We start from the raw sequence: 17646 nt of genomic DNA on the forward strand, positions 1-17646 counted from the left end.
GGCCAGGCCCGCTCAGTGGTCCCCGGCCCGCTCAGTGGTCCCCGGCCCGTTCAGCGGGCGGTCACCACGGCTCTCGGCGCAGCGCCGGGCTCGTTCGACGACAGCGCTGGGCGCCGGTGCGCCCAGGGGCGCGCCCTCTCGTACGCCGCCGCCGCGCGGAGCACGGTTCCGTCCGCCAGATGGCGTCCGATCAGCTGGAGTCCCACGGGCAGACCGTCGGGGGTGCGGCCCGCCGGGACGCTGATCGCGGGCGCGCCGGTGAGGGAGGCCGGGTAGTTGAAGCCGATCCAGGCGGTGTCGCCGACGGGGCGGCCGGCGATGCGCTCCGGGCCGTGTACGCCGACGGGGAAGGGGGGCACGGCCGCCGTGGGAGTGATCAGGAGGTCGTACTCGGACATCAGCGCGGCCATGCGATTGGTCAGCGCCTTGCGCGCGATGTTGGCGTCGGTGAGTTCCCGCGCCGTCCAGTCGCGCGTCATCCAGGCCGCGAGGTGCGGGGACATGGCGGGACCGTACTGATCGACGAGGCGCCGCATGCCGGTCAGGTCGGTCTCGGCGGTGATGATCGCCTGGAACGCCTCGGCGGGGTCGCTCCAGCCGGGGTCGACCTCCTCCACGGTGCAGCCCAGCCCGCGGAAGGCGGACACCGCGTCCTCGGCCACCGCGCGTACCGCCGGGTCGACCGGCAGATAGCCGAGATCCGGGCTGTAGGCGATGCGGAGCCCGGCGCATCCTTCCTCGCGGCCGCGAAGGGCGGCAGCCGTCCAGTCGATGTCGTGGCAGGGGATGGAGTGCCGGTCGCGCGGATCGGGGCCGGCGAGCACGGAGAGCATGAGCGCGGTGTCGGCGACGGTGCGGGTCAGGACGCCGAGATGCTCGATGCTCTCCCAGCCGGAGGCGCCGGGCATGCGTTCGTCGCGGCAGCCGGGCCAGACGGGCACGCGGCCCATCGACGGTTTGAAGCCGACCAGTTCGCAGAAGGCCGCGGGCACCCGCAGGGAGCATCCGCCGTCGCTGCCCAACGCCACCGGTCCGAGGCCGGCGGCCACCGCCGCCGCCGATCCGGCGCTCGATCCGCCGGGGGTGAGGCCGGTCCGCCAGGGGTTGCGGCTGGGCGGGAAGAGCGGGTTGTGGCCCGCCGGGCTGTAGCCGAACTCGGTGGTGTTGGTCTTCCCCAGCACGACGGCTCCGGCCCCGGTGGAGCGCTCGACGACGATGTCGTCCTGGTCGGGGACGTGGTCGCGGTAGGCGGGTGACCCGAAGGTGGTGAGCAGCCCCTTGGTCGCGATCAGGTCCTTCACCCCGAGGGGTACGCCGGCCAGTGGGCCGGGAGTGCCGCCGCGGGCCAGGGTGTCCGCCAGGAGCGCCGCCCGTGCGCGGGCCCGTTCGGGGGCGGGGGTGCAGAACGCCCCGATCAGCGGGTTGATCTCCGCCATGCGGTCCAGCACGGCATCGACCAGCTCGACGGGCGAGAGCCGGCGGGCGGCCACGGCCGCCACGATCTCGGTGGCCGGGAGGAAGCAGAGGTCGTCGCGCTCTTCGGGGGTCACGGGGAGCCCTTCCGTGTGGTGGTGGACGGCGGTGGTGGAAGGAGACGGCGGTGGGGTTCAGACGCGGGCGGGATCGAGGGCCTCGGCCACGGCTTCCCTGTCCCCTGCGTCCCCGGCCTTGGCACCGGCGACAGCGCCCGTGGCGCGTCCGGCCCACCGGAGCTGGGCCCCGTACACGAGTGCCGCCACCCCGAAGCCGAGCACGGCGTCCACCGATCCCGGATACACCTGGTGGAGGATCCAGGCGGCGATCGCTCCGGCAACCCAGGCGATCAGCGCGGGAAGGACGAAACCCGGCCCGTCAGCCGGGCGGGTTCCATCGGTGGCCGTGCCGTCCTGGGCGGGTGCGGTGGCCTCGTGGGCTCCGTGGCCGCGCCGCGACCGCAGCCGGTCCGCGGCCTGCCGCACGACCAGAACGGCGCCGATGGGCGGTACCAGAATGCCGAGGAGCTGGAGCCAGCTGACGATCGAGCTCCACACGCCGGTCAGCGCGACGAGCGAACCGAGTACGCCGAGGACGACCACGAGCGGGCGCATCCGCAGCGGTGTCGTCCCGGACCATCCCAGTGCGGCGTTGTAGAGGCAGTGCGCCGCGACCGAGCCGAGGTTGGTGAGGGTGAAGAGCACGGCGAGTGCGGTGATCCATGCGCCGTGTCCGGCGAGCAGCCCGAGGTAGGAGCCGCCGTCGGTCTCCGGGGCGACGGCGCTCCCGGTCGCGACGACCGCGCCGCCGACCAGGTAGGCGATGGTGTTGGTGAGGGGGAAGGCCGAGGCGGTGGCCCACACGGCCGAGCGGCCGTTGCGGCTCCAGCGGGTGAAGTCGGCGGTCATGGTCCCCGAGTCGACGAATCCGGCGACGACGATGCCCACGGCGGACCAGAAGGTGATGCCGTGGCCGTGGCCCTCGAAGGCGAGTGCCTGGGAGACGCTCGCGCCGTCGTCGGCCGCGTACCAGAAGGCGAGCGCCGCCGTGACGAGGAAGAGCGGCACACCCAGCAGGCCGACGGCGGACAGGGCGCGGATTCCGGCGGCGGTCAGGCCGATGTAGACGGCGGCGCCGAGGAGCGCGCCCCACAGCGGAGCCCAGCCGAGGACCTGGTGCAGGGTCGTTCCGGTGAGACCCACCTGGTAGGAGAACCAGCCGATGACCACGGTGGCGAGGAAGCCGGAGACCAGCGCCCGGCCACGGGGTCCGAAGACGGCGGCGGCCTGCTGGGCGAAGCTGCGGCCGGTCCGTCCCGCGTGGTGGCTGAGGGCACCCACGTAGGCGAAGAGGAGGAGGTTTCCGGTGAGGATCGCCCAGAAGCCCTGCTGGAGGCCGAGGTTGTAGACGATCAGGCCGCCGAACACGGCGTTGCCCAGGCACATGGGGAAGCCGGCCCACACCCCGGCCACGGAGAGCAGGCTCTTTCTGGCGTGGAGGGGTACGGCCGTGTGCTCGTACTCCTCGCCTGCGGTGCGGTGTTCACGGTCGGTCGCGGCAGCGGTGGCCATGCGGTGTCCCTTCGGGGGTACGGGCGGGGCGGGGGCCTGGGGCGGGGCGGCGGAGGTGTCGTGGGCGAGGAGCTGAGCGCCGCGCGGTCACGCGGTCACGCGGTCACGCGGTCACGCGGTCACGCGGTCACGCGGTCACGCGGTCACGCGGTCAGCGGATCTCCGCCACGGGGGCGCCGGGTGCGGTGGCGGGCTGCGCGTGGGGGGCCGGGGCGGTGGGGGCGGTCGGCCGGGCGAGGGTCGCCCAGTTCGCCACGAACGCGTAGACGGGGCCGAGCGCGTTCATCGCGACGACGCTCACCCATGCCGCCCAGACGTTGCCGTGGTCGTAGCCGAAGCCGCCGAAGTAGGTGGCGAAGAACGAGGCGAACCCGAGGAACATGCCCGGGACGAGCGAGATGGGCCTCAGGCGGCCCGCGTACATCAGCGCGGTGTTCAGCACCAGGATGATCGCGCCGAGCAGGGCGTTCTGGGCCAGTCGCCCCCCGCCGACGTGCGGGGCGAGGTGCTGGTCGACGAGGACGATGGCCAGGGCGAAGGCCGAACCGACCGGCATGGCGGCCCACAGGCGGGTGGCGTTCGCGCGGCTGGGACCGCCCATGAGATGCAGCCCCGCCCAGGATATGAAGATCGCCCACGGCGGCAGGTTCAGCGCGGTCCCGCCGACGAAGGCGGTGGTCGCGGCGAGGACGGACGCGGTGATCTCGTGCGGAATGCGTTCATTCATGGCGTTCTCCTGACACGACGGAGGGAGGCGGGGTACGAGGTGCGGGGTACGGAGTACGGAGTACGGTGCGCAGGGCGAGGACCGGTGACGGGTCGTACGGCCGGGGCGCGAGCGGGCCGCTCGGTCTACGCCGTAGGGGGTTCAGGCGACCTTGACCCGCCGGGCGGCGGCCGTACCGCCGAGGACATCGGAGGCGCCGGACACTTCGGGAACGGGTACGTCGAGGAGCTCGGTCGTACGGACGGTGCGGGCGACGACGCGGCCGCGCTTGACGACCAGCCGCCGGTCCGGACGGTCGGTCAGGACGTCCGCGTGGCGGCGGGTACCGAGGACCACCAGGTCGGCCCGGGCACCGGGGTGGATCCCGTAGCCGTCGTGGACCCCGGTGACGCGGGCGGCCTGCGTGGTCGCCATGCGGAGGATCCGCGCGGTGTCGGACGGGCTTCCCATGTGGCAGGTCTGCGCGAGCAGCAGGCCGATGTCGAGCATGTCGGCGTTGCCGAAGGGGGTGAAGGCGTTGCGGACGTTGTTGGAGGAGTACGCGGTGACCACTCCGCCGTCCAGCAGTTCGCGCACCGGGGTCACCCCTCGGCGCACGGCACGGGCGTCGGCGCGCCCCCCGATGTGCAGGTCGGTCGCGGGCAGGGCGACGACCGCGACCCCCGCCTCCGCGAGCAGGGCGACGACCTCGGCCCGTTCGGCGGGCGGGCAGGCGGCGAGCGAGGTGACATGGCCGAGCGTCACCCGGCCGCCGAGGCCGTGCCTGCGGGTCGCCTCGGCGATCGCCCCGGCCAGGGCGAAACGCCCGTCGGAGGTGTCGTCGGCGAAGTCGGCGTGCAGGTCCGCCGGTACCCCGAACTCGACGGCGAGGCCGAGCACGGTGTCGATGTGGCGGCGGGAGGCGTCGAGGTCCGCCTCGTTGTATGCACACCCACCGATGACGTCGGCGCCCCGCCGGAGGGCCTCCCTCAGCAGGTCGTAGGTGCCCGGTGCCCGTTCGATGCCCTCCTGCGGAAAGGCGACGACCTGGAGGTCCACCAAGTGCCTCTGGGACTCCCGGAGTTCGAGCATGACATCGAGTCCGGTCAGGCCGCCGATCGGATCGACGTCCGGATGCGCGCGGATCAGGGTGGTGCCGTTGGCCACGGCCCACCGGAGCACCTGCAGCGCGCGGGCGCGGACGGACGCGTGGGTGAACTCGCGCTTGAGCCTGCCGGTGACCTCGATGGCTCCTGCCAGCGTTCCTTCCGGGTTGGGGGCCACGCTGTCCAACAGGGCCTTGTCCAGGTGCAGATGGGGCTCGATGAAGCCGGGCACCACCAGGAGCCCGTCGCAGTCGAAGGTCTCGCGGGCCACTGCTCCCGGGGCGGCCTCGCCCACCAGGGCGATCGTGCCGCCCGCGACGGCGATGTCCACCGGCGGGCGGCCTTCGGCGATCAGTGCGCGGCGCAGTACGAGGTCGTACACGGTTGTCCCCTTCTGACGGCCCGGAGGTCCGGAGCGGAGCCGACGCCATGGCGACGTCCAGAAGGTGTATACAGAGGGTGGGTTACGGCTTCCGACGCCTCACGTGACGCGGCCGTTTCCGACACCTCGCCGCGCCCCGTCGCCCCGGCGGCACGACGGGACAGTCATGAGGATGCGTGTCAGCGTCTGCCGCGCAGGCGGTAGGCGGCCTGAGCGCGTCTGATGTGGTCGGCCACCCGCTCGCGGGCGGCGACCGGGTCCCGCTCGCGCAGCGCCTCGACGATGGACTCGTGCTCGGCCCAGGAGTCCGGTGCACGCCTGGGGAGTTCCACTGAATACACCCAGGAGATCTTGTAGCCGAGTTGGGCGACGAGGGCCGCCATGGTCGGACTCCCCGAGGCCTCGGCCAGGACCTGGTGGAAGCGGGTGTTGAGGGCCGCGAGCCCGGACGAGGAGCCGGCCTCCAGGATCTGCCGGGCCTCCGCGAGCAGCAGTTCGAGCGTCGCGAGGTGCACCGCGGTGCGGCGGCCGGCCGCGCGCTCGGCACCGAACGGTTCGATGAGCAGCCGGATGCCCAGCAGATCCTCGGCCTCCTCGTCGCTCAACTCGGCGACGAACGTGCCTCCGTAGGGGCGCGAGTGCACGAATCCCTCGGATTCCAGGGTGCGCAGTGCCTCGCGTACGGGGATGCGGGAGACCCGGTAGCGCGTGGCGAGCCGTTCCTCGGTGAGACGGTCCCCGGGCGTGAACACCCGGTTGATCACGTCGTTCCTGAGCGCGTCGCACACCGCCTGTCCCGTGTCCCGCCTCCGTACCGCGCCGACTTCGGCCATCGCTCCGCCTCTCGGGGTCCGGCCGGCGCGCACAGAGGTTAACCGGCCTGTAACGGGTGTATGCAAAGGTCAGCGCCATGAGCGTACTTCAGCCCCATGACGGCACGACCGAAGGTTCTTTCTACCTCGCCGCGGAACTCGGTACGACCGCCTGGGGGTTGCTCCCCAACGCGGCTTCCCGTCCCGTGCTCACCGTGGAGTCCGGCACCGTCGTGTGCCTCGACACGACGAGCCACGAGGGCATCCTGCCGGACCAGGGACGCGACCCGGTGAAGTTCTTCGCCGAAGCGGGCATCCACGAGCGGGACGTGCTCCGTGACGCCGTCGAACTCGCGGCGTCCGCCGAGCCGTTCGACGCGGAGACGCGAGGGCCCCACGTGGTCACGGGCCCGGTCGCGGTCCGCGGCGCACGTCCCGGCGACGTGCTGGAGGTCGAGGTGCTGCGGCTGCGGCGCCGCACCGACTACGGCGTGATCAGCAACCGGCACGGGCGGGGTGCGCTGTCCGGCGAGTACCCGGTTCCCTCGCCAGGGCACGAGGAGGGGCTGCCGGTGCCGGCCGTCTCCCTGGTCGCCCATGTCGACCCGGACGGCCGCGGCCGGCTCCCGGTCGGCGACGGACGGGACGTCCGGTTCCCGCTCGCCCCCTTCCTCGGCATCATGGGGGTCGCTCCCGCGACGGACGCGCCCGTCCACTCCGTCCCGCCCGGCGCGCACGGCGGCAACCTGGACATACGGCTCCTGGGTGAGGGGGCGCGCCTCTTCCTGCCGGTCCAGGTGGCGGGGGCGTTGTTCTACGCGGGCGACCCGCACTTCTCCCAGGGCGACGGGGAGGTCGCGCTCACCGCTTTCGAGGCGCCGCTGCGCGCCACGCTCCGGCTGACCCTGCACAGCGACGCACCTGCCCGGCGGCTCGCGTCGGGGCTCGCGGGACCGTACGCCGAGACCGCCGACCACTACCTGGTCACCGGCCTGGACGAGGACCTCGACGAGGCCGTCCGCAAGGCCACCAGGTCGGCCCTCACCTACTTGTCGGAGCGCTGCTCGCTGCCCGGGGCGGTGGCACTGGCCTACCTCAGTGCGGCGGTCGACCTGCGCATATCGCAGGTCGTCGACCAGGTGAAGGGCGTCCACGTCTGCCTGCCGAAAGCCGATCTCCACCCCCTGCTGACCGGTACCGCCTCGTCCACGGAGCAGACACGATGACGCCCGACCGCACCTCGCCCGCCACGGACCCGGCCCCGCTGCCGCTCATCGGGCCGTACGTTCCCTGGCTGCCCGCCCCCGACCTGCCGGAACCCGCGGCGGGCCACGGGCTGTCCGGTGCCCGGATCGCCGTCAAGGACGTCATCGACCTCGCGGGCGCGCCCACCGGCAACGGCCATCCCCTGCTGCTCGCCGGTGCCGTGCCCGCGGCGCGTCACGCCGACTGCCTCGGCCGCCTGGTCGACGCCGGAGCCGTACCGGCGGGCAAGGCCCACACCGACGAGCTGGCCTACAGCCTGGGCGGCACCAACGCCCACTACGGTGCGCCCGCCAACCCCGCGGCGCCGGGGCACCTGTGCGGCGGCTCCTCCAGCGGGACGGCCGCGGCGGTCGCCGGAGGACTCGCCGACATCGGGCTGGGCACCGACACCGCCGGTTCCATCCGGGTGCCCGCCTCCTACTGCGGCCTGTACGGACTCCGCCCCAGCCACGCCCGCGCCGACCGCACGGGCATCAGCCCGCTGGCCCCCTCGTTCGACACCCCGGGGCTCCTCACCCGCTCCCTGCCCCTGCTGCGCGACGCCGCGGCGGTCCTGCTGGCGGGCACGGAGGCGGACGCCCGACCGCCGCTCCGGGTCCTGGCACCGGCCGACCTCTGGTCCCTGGCGACCGGTCAGGTCCGCGCGGCCCTGGAGCCCGCACTCGACCGGCTGGTCGACGGACTGGGCCTGCCGGTCGACCGCGCCCCGCTCTTCGACGACCTGGCCCCGGTGTCGCACGCCGATGCCAGGGACGCCTTCAAGACGGTGCAGGCCGCCGAGGTGTGGCGGGCCCACGGCCCCTGGGTGACGCGGGCCCGCCCGGTCTTCGGCCCCCATGTCACCGAGCGGCTGCGCGTCGCCGCCGGCGTGGACGCCGCGCGGGAGAAGGCCGCACGGGCGCGCGTCCTGGCCGTCGCGCGGTGGCTCGGCGGTCGCCTGGACGGTGCCGTGCTGGCGATCCCCGCCACCCCGGCCCCGGCACCGGCCCACGCCGCCTCGTCCACGACGGACCGTGACGCGCTGCTCGCGCTGACCTGCCTGGCGGGGCTGGGCGGACTGCCCGCCCTCACCGTCCCCGGTCCCCGCGTGGGAGGGCTGCCGGTGGGACTCTGCCTGCTGACCGTCCCGGGCGGGGACGAGCGGCTCGTCGCGGCCGGCATGGCGATGGAGCCCGGCCGCGTGTAGGGCGCAGGACCCGGGTGGATCAGGCAGGCCCCGGGTGCGCGAGCGCGCGTCCGAGGGCCTGGGCGCGGAAGGCCGCCGGGGTGGCCCCCGTCCGCAGCCGGAAGAACTTGGTGAAGTCGCTCGCGTCCGCGAAGCCCAGCCTCCCGGCGACCTCCTTCGCCGGGAGGCGGCTGTGCTGGAGGAGGCGTTTGGCCTCCAGCAGGACCCGGTCGTCCACGAACTGCTTCGCCCCGGCTCCCGTCACCGCGCGCGTCGCCCGGGTCAGGGTGCGGGGGCTGTAGCCGAGCGCCGCGGCGTAGTCCTCGACCCGCCGGGTCGTCGCGTGGTCGCGCTCCACCGCGTCGTGGAACCGCCGGAACACCTCGCTGACCGGGCCGGGCCGGGGCGCCGTGCCGCGTACCGTCGCGAGCCGCAGGACCAGCACGGACACCAGGTGGCGCAGCACCTCGACGTGCGAGTCGAGCGGCAGGGTGGCCATCGCTCCGTACTCGTACGCGAGGTGGTCCAGCCCCCGGCCCAGCGCCTCCGCGTCCGTACCGGTGGGCAGCAGGGGTTCCTGCTGGAACGGGGGGTCCATGTGGGCGGCGGCGACCGTCGCCGGAGGCAGGAAGCCGCGCTGGAACAGGACGACCACGCCGTCCGCAGTCACCAGGTCCGGGCCGAACCGCTGCACCTGGCCGGGGCGGATCCAGATCCAGGAGCCGGGCGGCAGGTCGTGTTCCACGAAGTCCACCGCCATCCGCAGGGGGCGGGCGCGGACCGCGATCAGCTGGTGGAAGGCCGGGCGCAGAGGGGCGTACGGGTCGTTGCCGTGCCGCCGGGACCGGTCGTACAGTCCGCCGAGCTCGACCACCTCGACGCCGGTGGGCGCGCCCACCCCGGCCGTGTAGTCGAGGTCCCGGACCTCAGGTTGTCCGTTTCTTCCCATCGTGAGTCCCGAGGGTACCGCCGCCCTCCGCGCACGGCCTCCTAGCGTGGTTACCACCGACCGCGCGGACGTTCGCGCAGGTCATCGACGTGCGAGGAGTGAGCGGTGCGGCTGATCGTGGGCATGACCGGAGCGACGGGGGCCGCGATCGGCGTGCGGCTGCTGGAGAATCTGGCGGAGCTGCCGGACGTGGAGACCCATCTCGTCCTGTCCCGTTGGGCGCGTGCCACGATCGAGCTGGAGACCGGCCGGCCGGTCGCGGAGGTGAACGCGCTCGCCGACGTGGTGCACAGCCCCGACGACCAGGGGGCGACCATCTCCTCCGGCTCGTTCCGCACCGACGGCATGGTGATCGTGCCCTGCTCCATGAAGACCCTGGCGGGCATCCGGGCCGGTTACGCGGAAGGGCTGGTGGCCCGCGCCGCCGACGTCGTCCTCAAGGAGCGGCGCAGGCTGGTCCTGGTGCCGCGCGAGACTCCGCTGAGCGAGATCCACCTGGAGAACATGCTCGCGCTGGCCCGGATGGGCGCCCGGATCGTGCCGCCGATGCCCGCCTTCTACAACCACCCGAGGTCGGTGGACGACATCGTCGACCACATCACCGCCCGGGTCCTCGACCAGTTCGACCTGCCCGCGCCGGCCGCCCGCCGCTGGGAGGGCATGCGCGCCGCGCGCGCCGCCGCGCAGACCGCGACCTGAGGCCCCCGCACCGGTCCCCCGCGCCGCATCTCCTCACCCACCAACCCCTTTTGGAGCCCCCATGGCCTACGACGATCTGCGCAGCTTCCTCGCCACGCTGGAGAAGGAGGGACAACTCCTGCGCATCACCGAGGAGGTGCTGCCGGAGCCGGACCTCGCGGCGGCGGCGAACGCCACGGGGCGCATCGGCGAGAACGCCCCGGCCCTGTACTTCGACAACGTCACCGGCTTCACCGACGCCCGGATCGCGATGAACGTGCACGGCTCCTGGGCCAACCACGCCCTCGCACTCGGCCTGCCGAAGAACACCCCGGTCAAGGAGCAGGTGGAGACGTTCGCCGCCCGCTGGGACGCCTTCCCGGTGGCCCCGGAACGCCGCGAGGACGCGCCCTGGCGAGAGAACACGCAGGAGGGCCCGGACGTCGACCTCTTCTCGATGCTTCCGCTGTTCCGCCTCAACGACGGCGACGGCGGGTTCTACCTCGACAAGGCCGCCGTGGTCTCCCGCGACCCGGAGGACCCGGACGACTTCGGCAAGCAGAACGTCGGTACGTACCGCATCCAGGTCATCGGCGCCGACCGGCTGGCGTTCCAGCCCGTCCCGATGCACGACATCGCCCAGCACCTGCGCAAGGCGGAGGAGAAGGGCGAGGACCTGCCGATCGCGATCACCCTGGGCAACGACCCGGTGATCACCGTGGTGGCCGGTATGCCGATGGCGTACGACCAGAGCGAGTACGAGATGGCGGGCGCCCTGCGCGGCGCGCCGGCCCCGATCGCCACCGCGCCGCTGACCGGCTTCGACGTGCCGTGGGGCAGCGAGGTCGTCATCGAGGGCGTCATCGAGTCCCGCACGCGCCAAATAGAAGGCCCCTTCGGCGAGTTCACCGGTCACTACTCGGGCGGGCGCCGCATGCCGGTCATCCGCGTGGACCGCGTCTCGTACCGCACCGACCCCGTCTTCGAGTCCCTCTACCTGGGCATGCCGTGGACCGAGGTCGACTACCTCGTGGGTCCCAACACCTGCGTCCCGCTGCTGAAGCAGCTGCGTGCCGAGTTCCCCGAGGTGCAGGCCGTCAACGCCATGTACACGCACGGCCTGATGGTCATCATCTCCACGGCCAAGCGGTACGGCGGTTTCGCCAAGGCCGTCGGCATGCGGGCGATGACGACACCGCACGGCCTGGGGTACGTGGCCCAGGTGATCCTGGTGGACGAGGACGTCGACCCGTTCAACCTGCCGCAGGTCCTGTGGTCGATGTCGGCCAAGGTCAACCCCAAGGACGACGTGGTCATCATTCCCAACCTGTCCGTCCTGGAGCTGGCGCCCGCAGCCCAGCCGGCCGGCATCACCAGCAAGATGATCATCGACGCGACGACGCCGGTCTCCCCCGACGTGCGCGGCAACTTCTCCACCCCGGCCAAGGACCTGCCGGAGACCAAGGAGTGGGCGGCGAAGCTCCAGAAGCTGATCGCGTCCCGCGGCTGATCCGCGCGGCCCCGCCGACCACCGCTCCCCTCCCCCGGAAGGACCCGTCGTGAACTCCCCCGTCATCTGCCCCCGTTGTGCCTTCGAGACGGTCGACAAGCTCGCCACCTCGCCCGTGCCCGGCGTCTGGGACGTGCTCCAGTGCGGCCAGTGCCTCTACACCTGGCGCACCATCGAACCGGCCCGCCGCACACAGCGCGACGCCTACCCCGAGCAGTTCAGGATGACCCTCGCGGACATCGAGAACGCCATCGAGGTCCCGGCGGTCCCGCCGCTGCGCACCACCGGCTGACGTCTCGTCCGGCCACGCGGGACCCGTCGTCCCCGCACCCCGGCCGGGCCGCGGTTCCGTTCCCCCGGAGCCGCGGCCCGGCCGCACGCGTCGCGCACCCGGGGCGCGTCCTGCCCGCGGGACGGCTCTCAGGCCTGCTCCAGCGCCTCCAGCACCACGCGTTCGCACAGTTCGTGGGTGGCCAGCGCGTCCCGGGCGCTGAGCGTCACGCCGTCGCGCACGGCGTCGAGGAACGAGGTGACGCAGCTCTCGATGCCGCGCTGGCGGGCGACGGACACCCAGTCGCCGCGCCGGCGCAGGCTGGGCTGGCCCTTGTGGTCGATGACGTCGGCGAGGTTGAGGACCTGGCGTTTGCTGTCCTGGCCGGAGACTTCGAGGATCTCCTCGGTGGAGCCGCCCCGGCGGTTCATCATGCCGAGGGCGGTGAAGCCGTCGCCGGAGAGTTCGAGGACGACGTGGTGCATCAGACCGTCGGCGATCCTGGCCCGGACCGAGACCCGGTCGACGGGGCCCGGCGACAGGAAGCGCAGGGTGTCCACGACGTGGATGAAGTCGTCGAGCACCATCGTCCGGGGGTCCTCGGGCAGACCCACCCGGTTCTTCTGCAGCAGGATCAGCTCACGCGGGTGGTCGGCGCACTGCGCGTATCCGGGGGCGAGACGGCGGTTGAAGCCCACCGCGAGACTCGTACCGCGTTCCTCGGCGAGCTCCACCAGCCGGGTGGAGTCGGCGAGTTCGTACGCGAGGGGCTTGTCGACGTAGGTGGGGACGCCCGCCTCCAGCAGCCGGGTGGCGATCTCCGGGTGGGCGGACGTCGGGGCGTGGACGAACGCGGCGTCGAGGTCCTGCTCCAGCAGCGAGTCCAGCGTGGCGTGGCACTGCGCGGCGGGAATCCGGTACGCGGCGGCAACGCCCTCCAGCGTGGCGGGAGTCCGGGTCTGGAGGTGCGGTTCGATCCCCGGCAGAGCGGTGAGCACGGGCAGATACGCCTTCTGCGCGATGTCGCCGAGTCCGATGCAGCCGACCTTCACGAAAACTCCCTCACTGTGCGGTGCGCCCGTCCTTGGTCCCGGCAGCATACGGGCGCGGCGCGACACGTACGGGCGCGGCCGGGGCGGCCGGTCCGGGGCAGCCGTTCCGGGGAGGCGCCGACGGGAACGCACCCGCCGGACACCACAGGGACGACGATCGTTCCGCCGTACGAACGGGCGCCGGTCCGCACCGCGCTGACCGGGTCACTCGTGCGGGGCATTTGGCGCGTACGCACTCCCGCTGCGCGCCGCCCACCCGCAGAGTTACCGGGTGCAACGAACCAGAATGACCGTGGCCGCTTTCGTGGGCGTGGCTGTCGCCACCGTGTCCGGCTGTGTGACGGTCAACCCCGGCGGCCCGGGGACGCCGCCGCCATCACCGCCCGCGTCGAGCGGCCCCGTGCGGGGGGTGGAGCCCCAGATCGGCCAGCCGCCCGCCCGGGAGGCGCTCGACGCCGTGCCCGAAGCCTCCCCGTCCGCACCCGCTCCGGCGGACGGGGCGCCGGCCCCCGTGTCCCGGCCGCACGTGCCGCCGCCGGGCGGGGTCCCCCCGGCGGCCCACCCCCCGCCGCGACCGCCCGTCACGCTCCCCACCCTGACCGTGTCCGGCCTGCCCCGGGTGCCGGCGTCCGGCAGGGGCGTCTGCGCGCTCGGGCGCGGATACGGGGGGTGGCCCGCCGGGAGCCCGCAGTCCCGGATCTGCGACCAGGCGTACGGCCACTGAGGCGGGGCCGGAAACACCGAGCGGCCCTGCACCCGTCCTCCAGGGTGCGGGGCCGCTCGGCGCTCCAGGCTCAGGCAGGGCCCAGCCGTGCCCCCAGCCGGTCGATGGCGGTCCGGACGCCGTTGCCCCGGCCGCCGTCGGGGAGCGCGTCCGCCGCCTTCCGGGCGCGGTCCAGGTGGTGGCGGGCGACCTCGGGGCGGCGCAGCTTGAGGTAGTCCGCGGCGAGGCCGAGGTGCAGCGCGGGGAAAAACGCGTGCAGCGCGAGGAGGTCCCGGCGCGGGGCGGGCCGCTCGCCGGTCAGCCCTTCGGCCGCCGCGTTCATCGCGCGCAGGTCCCAGGCGAGCTCGTCGGCGGGGTCGTCCTGGGTGTCGGCCATGTAGTGCGCGAGGGTGCAGCGGTGCAGCGCGTCGCCGTCCTCGCCCAGCTCGGACCAGAGAGCGGCGAAGCGGTTGCGGGCCTCTTCGCGGTCCCCGCCGTGCAGGAGCATGACCGCCTGGCCGATCCGGGTGCCGACGGCGTCCGTCGACGACTGCTGCTCGGCCACGGCGGCCTCCCTCGTGCGGGTGTGCGGCTACGGAGGCCGCGGTGCGGGAGCGGGCCCTGCACGGGTGCGGGACGGGATGACCCTAGCCGCACCGGTGCGCGATCACGCTCAGGCGCGGCAGGACAGTCCGCCGGGCCTGCCTGCCGTCCCCGTGTCCGTACGGGCAGAAGTACGGGCACGGACACCGGCCCGGGTGCGGGATCAGCCGAGGTCGGGGATGCGCCAGTCGATGGGGTCGTGGCCCTGGGCGGCGACGGCCTCGTTGATCTGGCTGAAGGGCCGGGAGCCGAAGAACCTCTTCGCGGAGAGCGGCGAGGGGTGCGCGCCCTTCACGACCACGTGGCGCGACTCGTCGATGAGCGGGAGCTTCTTCTGCGCGTAGTTGCCCCAGAGGACGAACACGGCGGGCTCGGGGCGCTCGGCCACCGCGCGGATCACGGCGTCTGTGATCTTCTCCCAGCCCTTGCCCTTGTGCGAGTTGGCCTCGCCCGCCCGCACGGTCAGGACGGCGTTGAGCAGCAGGACGCCTTGTTCGGCCCAGGGCATCAGATAGCCGTTGTCCGGGACGGGGAGGCCCAGCTCCTCCTGCATCTCCTTGTAGATGTTGCGCAGCGAGGGCGGCGTCTTGACGCCGGGCCGCACGGAGAAGCAGAGCCCGTGGCCCTGGCCCTCGCCGTGGTACGGGTCCTGGCCGAGGACGAGCACCTTCACCCGGTCGTAGGGCGTGGCTTCCAGAGCGGCGAAGACCTGGTCGCGCGGCGGGTACACCGGTCCCTCGGCGCGCTCCTCCTCGACGAAGTCCGCAAGCTCCTTCACGTACGGCTTCTGCATCTCGTCGCCGAGGACGCCGCGCCAGGATTCGGGCAGCAGCAGGTCGGTGTCGGTCACGTCCACAACCTCCGGAAAGCAATCGGTTCTTGGAAAAGAACCTACCCGGCCCCTCTGACAGCGGGCCGGGGTGCCCCGTTCGCCGGATTACCAGCTGGCCTTGCGGTACAGCTCCCACATCTGCATGACGGTCTGCGGGTCGAGCGCGCGCTCGCCGCCGCCTATGTCCTCGCCGGCCGCGATGTAGAGCTTGCCCTGCCAGAGCGGCAGCAGCGGGATGTCCTCGACCATGATCTGCTGGGCCTCGGCGAACTGCTTGCTGACCGCGCCCCGGTCGCTCTCCTTGCGCGAGGAGGGCAGGATCTGGTCGGTGATCTTCTTGTTGACGTACATGCCGCCGGTGGCGCTCTCCTTGCCGACGAAGGGTGCGATGAAGTTGTCGGGGTCCGGGAAGTCGGGGAACCAGCCGCGCCCGAAGACCGGGTACTCGCCCTTGTTGAACCCCTCCTGGAACGTGGTCCAGGGCGCGCTGCGCAGGGTGATCCTGAAGAGTCCGGACTTCTCCAGCTGCCGCTTGATCTCCTCGAACTCGGTTGCGGTCGAGGAACCGTAGCGGTCCGTGGTGTACCAGAACGTCATCTCGACCGGCTCCGTGATCCCGGCGTCGGTGAGCACCTCCCGCGCCTTCTTCGCGTCGGGGTCCCCGAAGGTGTCGAAGAAGCTGGTGGTGTGGGCGGCGATGCCCTTCGGCACGATGGAGTAGAGCGGCTCGGCGGTGCCCTGGTAGACCTTGGCGACGAGGGCGTCCCGGTCCACGAGACGGGCGATGGCCTCACGCACGGCCCGCTTGCCCGCGACCGGGTCCTTCGGGTTGAAGACGAGGAAGCGGATGTCGGCGCCCACGGACTCGACGAGCTGGAGGCCCTTGTCCTTGTCCTCCTTGCCGCTCTGGAGGCCGATCACCTCGTCGGCGGTGAGGCCGCGGTAGGTGGCGTCGATCTTGTTGTCCCTCAGCGCCGGGACCAGCTCGTCGGACTTCGCGTAGTACCGGATGGTGACGGAGTCGTTCTTGCGGTTCGCGAAGCCCTTGTAGCTGTCGTTCTTCTTCAGTTCCGCGACGGTGTGGGGCTCGTAGTGGTCGAGGACGTACGGCCCCGAGCCGGTGACCGCGTTGCCGGTACGGAGCTTGTCCTTGGGGTACTGCTTCGGCGCGACGATCGACATGGCCGGGGTGGCGAGGACGAAGGGGAAGGTGGCGTCGGACTTCTTCAGGTGGAAGATGACCAGGTCGTCGCCCTTGGTCTCCACCCGGTCGAGCGAGCCCAGCAGGCCGAGCGGGCCACCCTTGGCCTTGATCGCCACGATCCGGTCGATGGAGTACTTGACCGCCTCGGCGTCGAGCGTCTCGCCGTCCGAGAACTTCAGGCCGCTCTTGAGCTGGCAGCGGTAGGCCATGCTCGTGGAGTCGGTGAAGACGCACTCCGCCGCGTCGGGCTGGGGCTTGGTGCTTCCGGTGGGGAAGGACACCAGGGTCTGGAAGACGTTGCGCATCAGCTCCCAGGAGTTGTCCCAGGCCGCGGCAGGGTCCAGGGTCGAGGGCGAGCTGGTCGTCCCGACCGAGATGTGCTGGTCGACGTCCGAGCCGCCGCTCGAGAACACGCTGCAGCCGGCGACGAGTGACAGGGATGCTAGGGCTGCAGCAGCCTGCAGACTGGCCCGGTAGAACACGTGCACGCTCCTCGATCAGCCATGGGTCGGCAGACGATACCGCAGTGCCCCACCGGGCCAATCACCAGGCCCGGCAGGGCACTTGCTTCAATCGGGGCGAACCGTGGCAGCCCGTTCAGCCCACTCCGGCATTCAGGAAGATTCCCCCGTCGATCACGAGCGTCTGCCCCGTGATCCAGCCCGCCTGCTCCGAGGTGAGGAAGGCGGCGGCCCCGCCGATGTCTTCCGGAACTCCCAGTCGGGCCATGGGATACGCGGCGATCACCTCGGCCTCGCGGCCCTCGTACAGCGCCTCGGCGAACTTGGTCTTGACGACGGCCGGGGCGATCGCGTTGACCCGGACGACCGGGGCGAACTCGTGGGCCAGCTGGAGCGTCAGGTTGACCATGGCGGCCTTGCTCATGCCGTACGCGCCGATGAAGGGCGACGCCGAAATACCGGCCACCGAGGCGATGTTGACGATCGCCCCGCCGTTCTGCGCCTGCCACGCCCGCCAGGTCTGCTGGGCGAACCCGAGCGCCGAGATCACGTTGGTCTCGAAGACCTTGCGCGCGACGTTGAGGTCGAGCTCGGCCATGGGCCCGAACACCGGGTTCGTTCCGGCGTTGTTGACGAGGTGGTCGACCCGGCCGAAAGCCTCCATGGTGCGCTCGACGGCCTGCGCCTGGTGCGCCTCGTCGTGCGCCTTGCCGGCGACACCGATCACCCGGTCGGAGCCGAGGCGCTCGACGGCGGCCTTGAGCGCCTCCTCGCCGCGGCCCGTGATGCAGACCCGGTCGCCGCGGGCGACGAGCGCCTCGGCGACGCCGTACCCGATGCCCCGGCTCGCACCGGTGATGAGCGCGACCTTTCCGCTGTCCTGCACAGTCATGATGTCCCTC

The 17646-nt window shown here is 72.5% G+C and carries 17 protein-coding genes; 6 read left to right on the forward strand and 11 right to left on the reverse strand.

The genetic code is table 11. The features are described 5' to 3' along the window. Nucleotides 1-50: 50 nt before the first annotated feature. The 5 genes from OG599_RS03870 to OG599_RS03890 all read right to left on the reverse strand — a co-directional run bounded on the left by OG599_RS03870 (nucleotide 51) and on the right by OG599_RS03890 (nucleotide 6071). Nucleotides 51-1550, reverse strand: coding sequence for an amidase (locus tag OG599_RS03870; protein ID WP_327174522.1), 1500 nt, complete (start codon nucleotides 1548-1550; stop codon nucleotides 51-53). 57 nt (nucleotides 1551-1607) lie between these two features. Further along, on the reverse strand, nucleotides 1608-3044 hold the full coding sequence (locus tag OG599_RS03875; protein ID WP_327174523.1) for a cytosine permease: 1437 nt from the start codon (nucleotides 3042-3044) through the stop codon (nucleotides 1608-1610). A 151-nt stretch (nucleotides 3045-3195) separates the two neighbouring features. Next, nucleotides 3196-3771 (reverse strand): DUF1097 domain-containing protein, encoded by a 576-nt coding sequence (locus tag OG599_RS03880; RefSeq protein ID WP_327174524.1) that lies wholly within the window; start codon nucleotides 3769-3771, stop codon nucleotides 3196-3198. Between the two features lie 141 nt (nucleotides 3772-3912). Next, the gene (locus OG599_RS03885) at nucleotides 3913-5238 is read right to left on the reverse strand and encodes an amidohydrolase family protein (protein WP_327174525.1); all 1326 of its coding nucleotides are present in this window, start codon (nucleotides 5236-5238) and stop codon (nucleotides 3913-3915) included. Between the two features lie 179 nt (nucleotides 5239-5417). Then, the gene (locus OG599_RS03890) at nucleotides 5418-6071 is read right to left on the reverse strand and encodes a GntR family transcriptional regulator (protein WP_327174526.1); all 654 of its coding nucleotides are present in this window, start codon (nucleotides 6069-6071) and stop codon (nucleotides 5418-5420) included. Nucleotides 6072-6148: 77 nt separating this feature from the next. On the opposite strand from OG599_RS03890, the gene OG599_RS03895 reads away from it, so the two are divergent. Together OG599_RS03895 and OG599_RS03900 are read left to right on the forward strand one after the other, a co-directional pair. Then, nucleotides 6149-7276 (forward strand): acetamidase/formamidase family protein, encoded by a 1128-nt coding sequence (locus tag OG599_RS03895; protein ID WP_327174527.1) that lies wholly within the window; start codon nucleotides 6149-6151, stop codon nucleotides 7274-7276. Next, the gene (locus tag OG599_RS03900; protein ID WP_327174528.1) at nucleotides 7273-8502 is read left to right on the forward strand and encodes an amidase family protein; all 1230 of its coding nucleotides are present in this window, start codon (nucleotides 7273-7275) and stop codon (nucleotides 8500-8502) included. The genes OG599_RS03895 and OG599_RS03900 overlap by 4 nt, the downstream gene beginning before the upstream one ends. A gap of 19 nt (nucleotides 8503-8521) precedes the next feature. Here the strand turns inward: OG599_RS03900 and OG599_RS03905 are convergent, their stop codons facing one another. Beyond that, nucleotides 8522-9430: a helix-turn-helix domain-containing protein gene (locus OG599_RS03905; protein ID WP_327174529.1), complete on the reverse strand. Its 909-nt coding sequence runs from the start codon at nucleotides 9428-9430 to the stop codon at nucleotides 8522-8524. Between the two features lie 105 nt (nucleotides 9431-9535). Between OG599_RS03905 and OG599_RS03910 the strand changes: the two genes are divergently transcribed. The 3 genes from OG599_RS03910 (at nucleotide 9536) to OG599_RS03920 (ending at nucleotide 11910) form a co-directional block, all read left to right on the forward strand. Further along, the gene (locus OG599_RS03910) at nucleotides 9536-10129 is read left to right on the forward strand and encodes a non-oxidative hydroxyarylic acid decarboxylases subunit B (protein WP_327174530.1); all 594 of its coding nucleotides are present in this window, start codon (nucleotides 9536-9538) and stop codon (nucleotides 10127-10129) included. 61 nt (nucleotides 10130-10190) lie between these two features. Beyond that, the gene (locus tag OG599_RS03915; RefSeq protein WP_327174531.1) at nucleotides 10191-11618 is read left to right on the forward strand and encodes a non-oxidative hydroxyarylic acid decarboxylases subunit C; all 1428 of its coding nucleotides are present in this window, start codon (nucleotides 10191-10193) and stop codon (nucleotides 11616-11618) included. Nucleotides 11619-11667: 49 nt separating this feature from the next. Beyond that, entirely contained in the window at nucleotides 11668-11910 is a 243-nt protein-coding gene (locus tag OG599_RS03920) for a non-oxidative hydroxyarylic acid decarboxylases subunit D (RefSeq protein ID WP_327174532.1), read from the forward strand. Nucleotides 11911-12038: 128 nt separating this feature from the next. On the opposite strand, the gene OG599_RS03925 is transcribed toward OG599_RS03920, so the two are convergent. Then, nucleotides 12039-12941 (reverse strand): Gfo/Idh/MocA family protein, encoded by a 903-nt coding sequence (locus OG599_RS03925; RefSeq protein WP_327174533.1) that lies wholly within the window; start codon nucleotides 12939-12941, stop codon nucleotides 12039-12041. Between the two features lie 271 nt (nucleotides 12942-13212). Here OG599_RS03925 and OG599_RS03930 point away from each other — a divergent pair, with 271 nt between their 5' ends. Beyond that, nucleotides 13213-13665 (forward strand): hypothetical protein, encoded by a 453-nt coding sequence (locus OG599_RS03930; RefSeq protein ID WP_327174534.1) that lies wholly within the window; start codon nucleotides 13213-13215, stop codon nucleotides 13663-13665. A 70-nt stretch (nucleotides 13666-13735) separates the two neighbouring features. Here the strand turns inward: OG599_RS03930 and OG599_RS03935 are convergent, their stop codons facing one another. From OG599_RS03935 to OG599_RS03950, 4 genes are all read right to left on the reverse strand, one after another. Then, nucleotides 13736-14152, reverse strand: a complete 417-nt coding sequence (locus tag OG599_RS03935; protein WP_442809658.1) for a hypothetical protein — start codon at nucleotides 14150-14152, stop codon at nucleotides 13736-13738. A gap of 258 nt (nucleotides 14153-14410) precedes the next feature. Continuing rightward, nucleotides 14411-15097: a uracil-DNA glycosylase gene (locus OG599_RS03940; protein WP_327174536.1), complete on the reverse strand. Its 687-nt coding sequence runs from the start codon at nucleotides 15095-15097 to the stop codon at nucleotides 14411-14413. 87 nt (nucleotides 15098-15184) lie between these two features. Beyond that, nucleotides 15185-16765 (reverse strand): ABC transporter substrate-binding protein, encoded by a 1581-nt coding sequence (locus OG599_RS03945; RefSeq protein ID WP_327174537.1) that lies wholly within the window; start codon nucleotides 16763-16765, stop codon nucleotides 15185-15187. 115 nt (nucleotides 16766-16880) lie between these two features. Beyond that, complete coding sequence (locus tag OG599_RS03950; RefSeq protein WP_327174538.1) at nucleotides 16881-17636, reverse strand: SDR family oxidoreductase; 756 nt, start codon at nucleotides 17634-17636, stop codon at nucleotides 16881-16883. Nucleotides 17637-17646: the final 10 nt, after the last annotated feature.

The sequence above is a fragment of the Streptomyces sp. NBC_01335 genome, from assembly GCF_035953295.1.
In the GTDB taxonomy this organism is placed as follows: domain Bacteria; phylum Actinomycetota; class Actinomycetes; order Streptomycetales; family Streptomycetaceae; genus Streptomyces.

Excerpts from the sequence above, each read along its gene's own strand:
- OG599_RS03875 (WP_327174523.1), bottom strand. The coding sequence starts at position 3,044 with ATGGCCACCGCTGCCGCGACCGACCGTGAACACCGCACCGCAGGCGAG.
- OG599_RS03880 (WP_327174524.1), bottom strand. The coding sequence starts at position 3,771 with ATGAATGAACGCATTCCGCACGAGATCACCGCGTCCGTCCTCGCCGCG.
- OG599_RS03890 (WP_327174526.1), bottom strand. The coding sequence starts at position 6,071 with ATGGCCGAAGTCGGCGCGGTACGGAGGCGGGACACGGGACAGGCGGTG.
- OG599_RS03895 (WP_327174527.1), top strand. The coding sequence starts at position 6,149 with ATGAGCGTACTTCAGCCCCATGACGGCACGACCGAAGGTTCTTTCTAC.
- OG599_RS03900 (WP_327174528.1), top strand. The coding sequence starts at position 7,273 with ATGACGCCCGACCGCACCTCGCCCGCCACGGACCCGGCCCCGCTGCCG.
- OG599_RS03905 (WP_327174529.1), bottom strand. The coding sequence starts at position 9,430 with ATGGGAAGAAACGGACAACCTGAGGTCCGGGACCTCGACTACACGGCC.
- OG599_RS03915 (WP_327174531.1), top strand. The coding sequence starts at position 10,191 with ATGGCCTACGACGATCTGCGCAGCTTCCTCGCCACGCTGGAGAAGGAG.
- OG599_RS03935 (WP_442809658.1), bottom strand. The coding sequence starts at position 14,152 with ATGCTCCTGCACGGCGGGGACCGCGAAGAGGCCCGCAACCGCTTCGCC.
- OG599_RS03950 (WP_327174538.1), bottom strand. The coding sequence starts at position 17,636 with ATGACTGTGCAGGACAGCGGAAAGGTCGCGCTCATCACCGGTGCGAGC.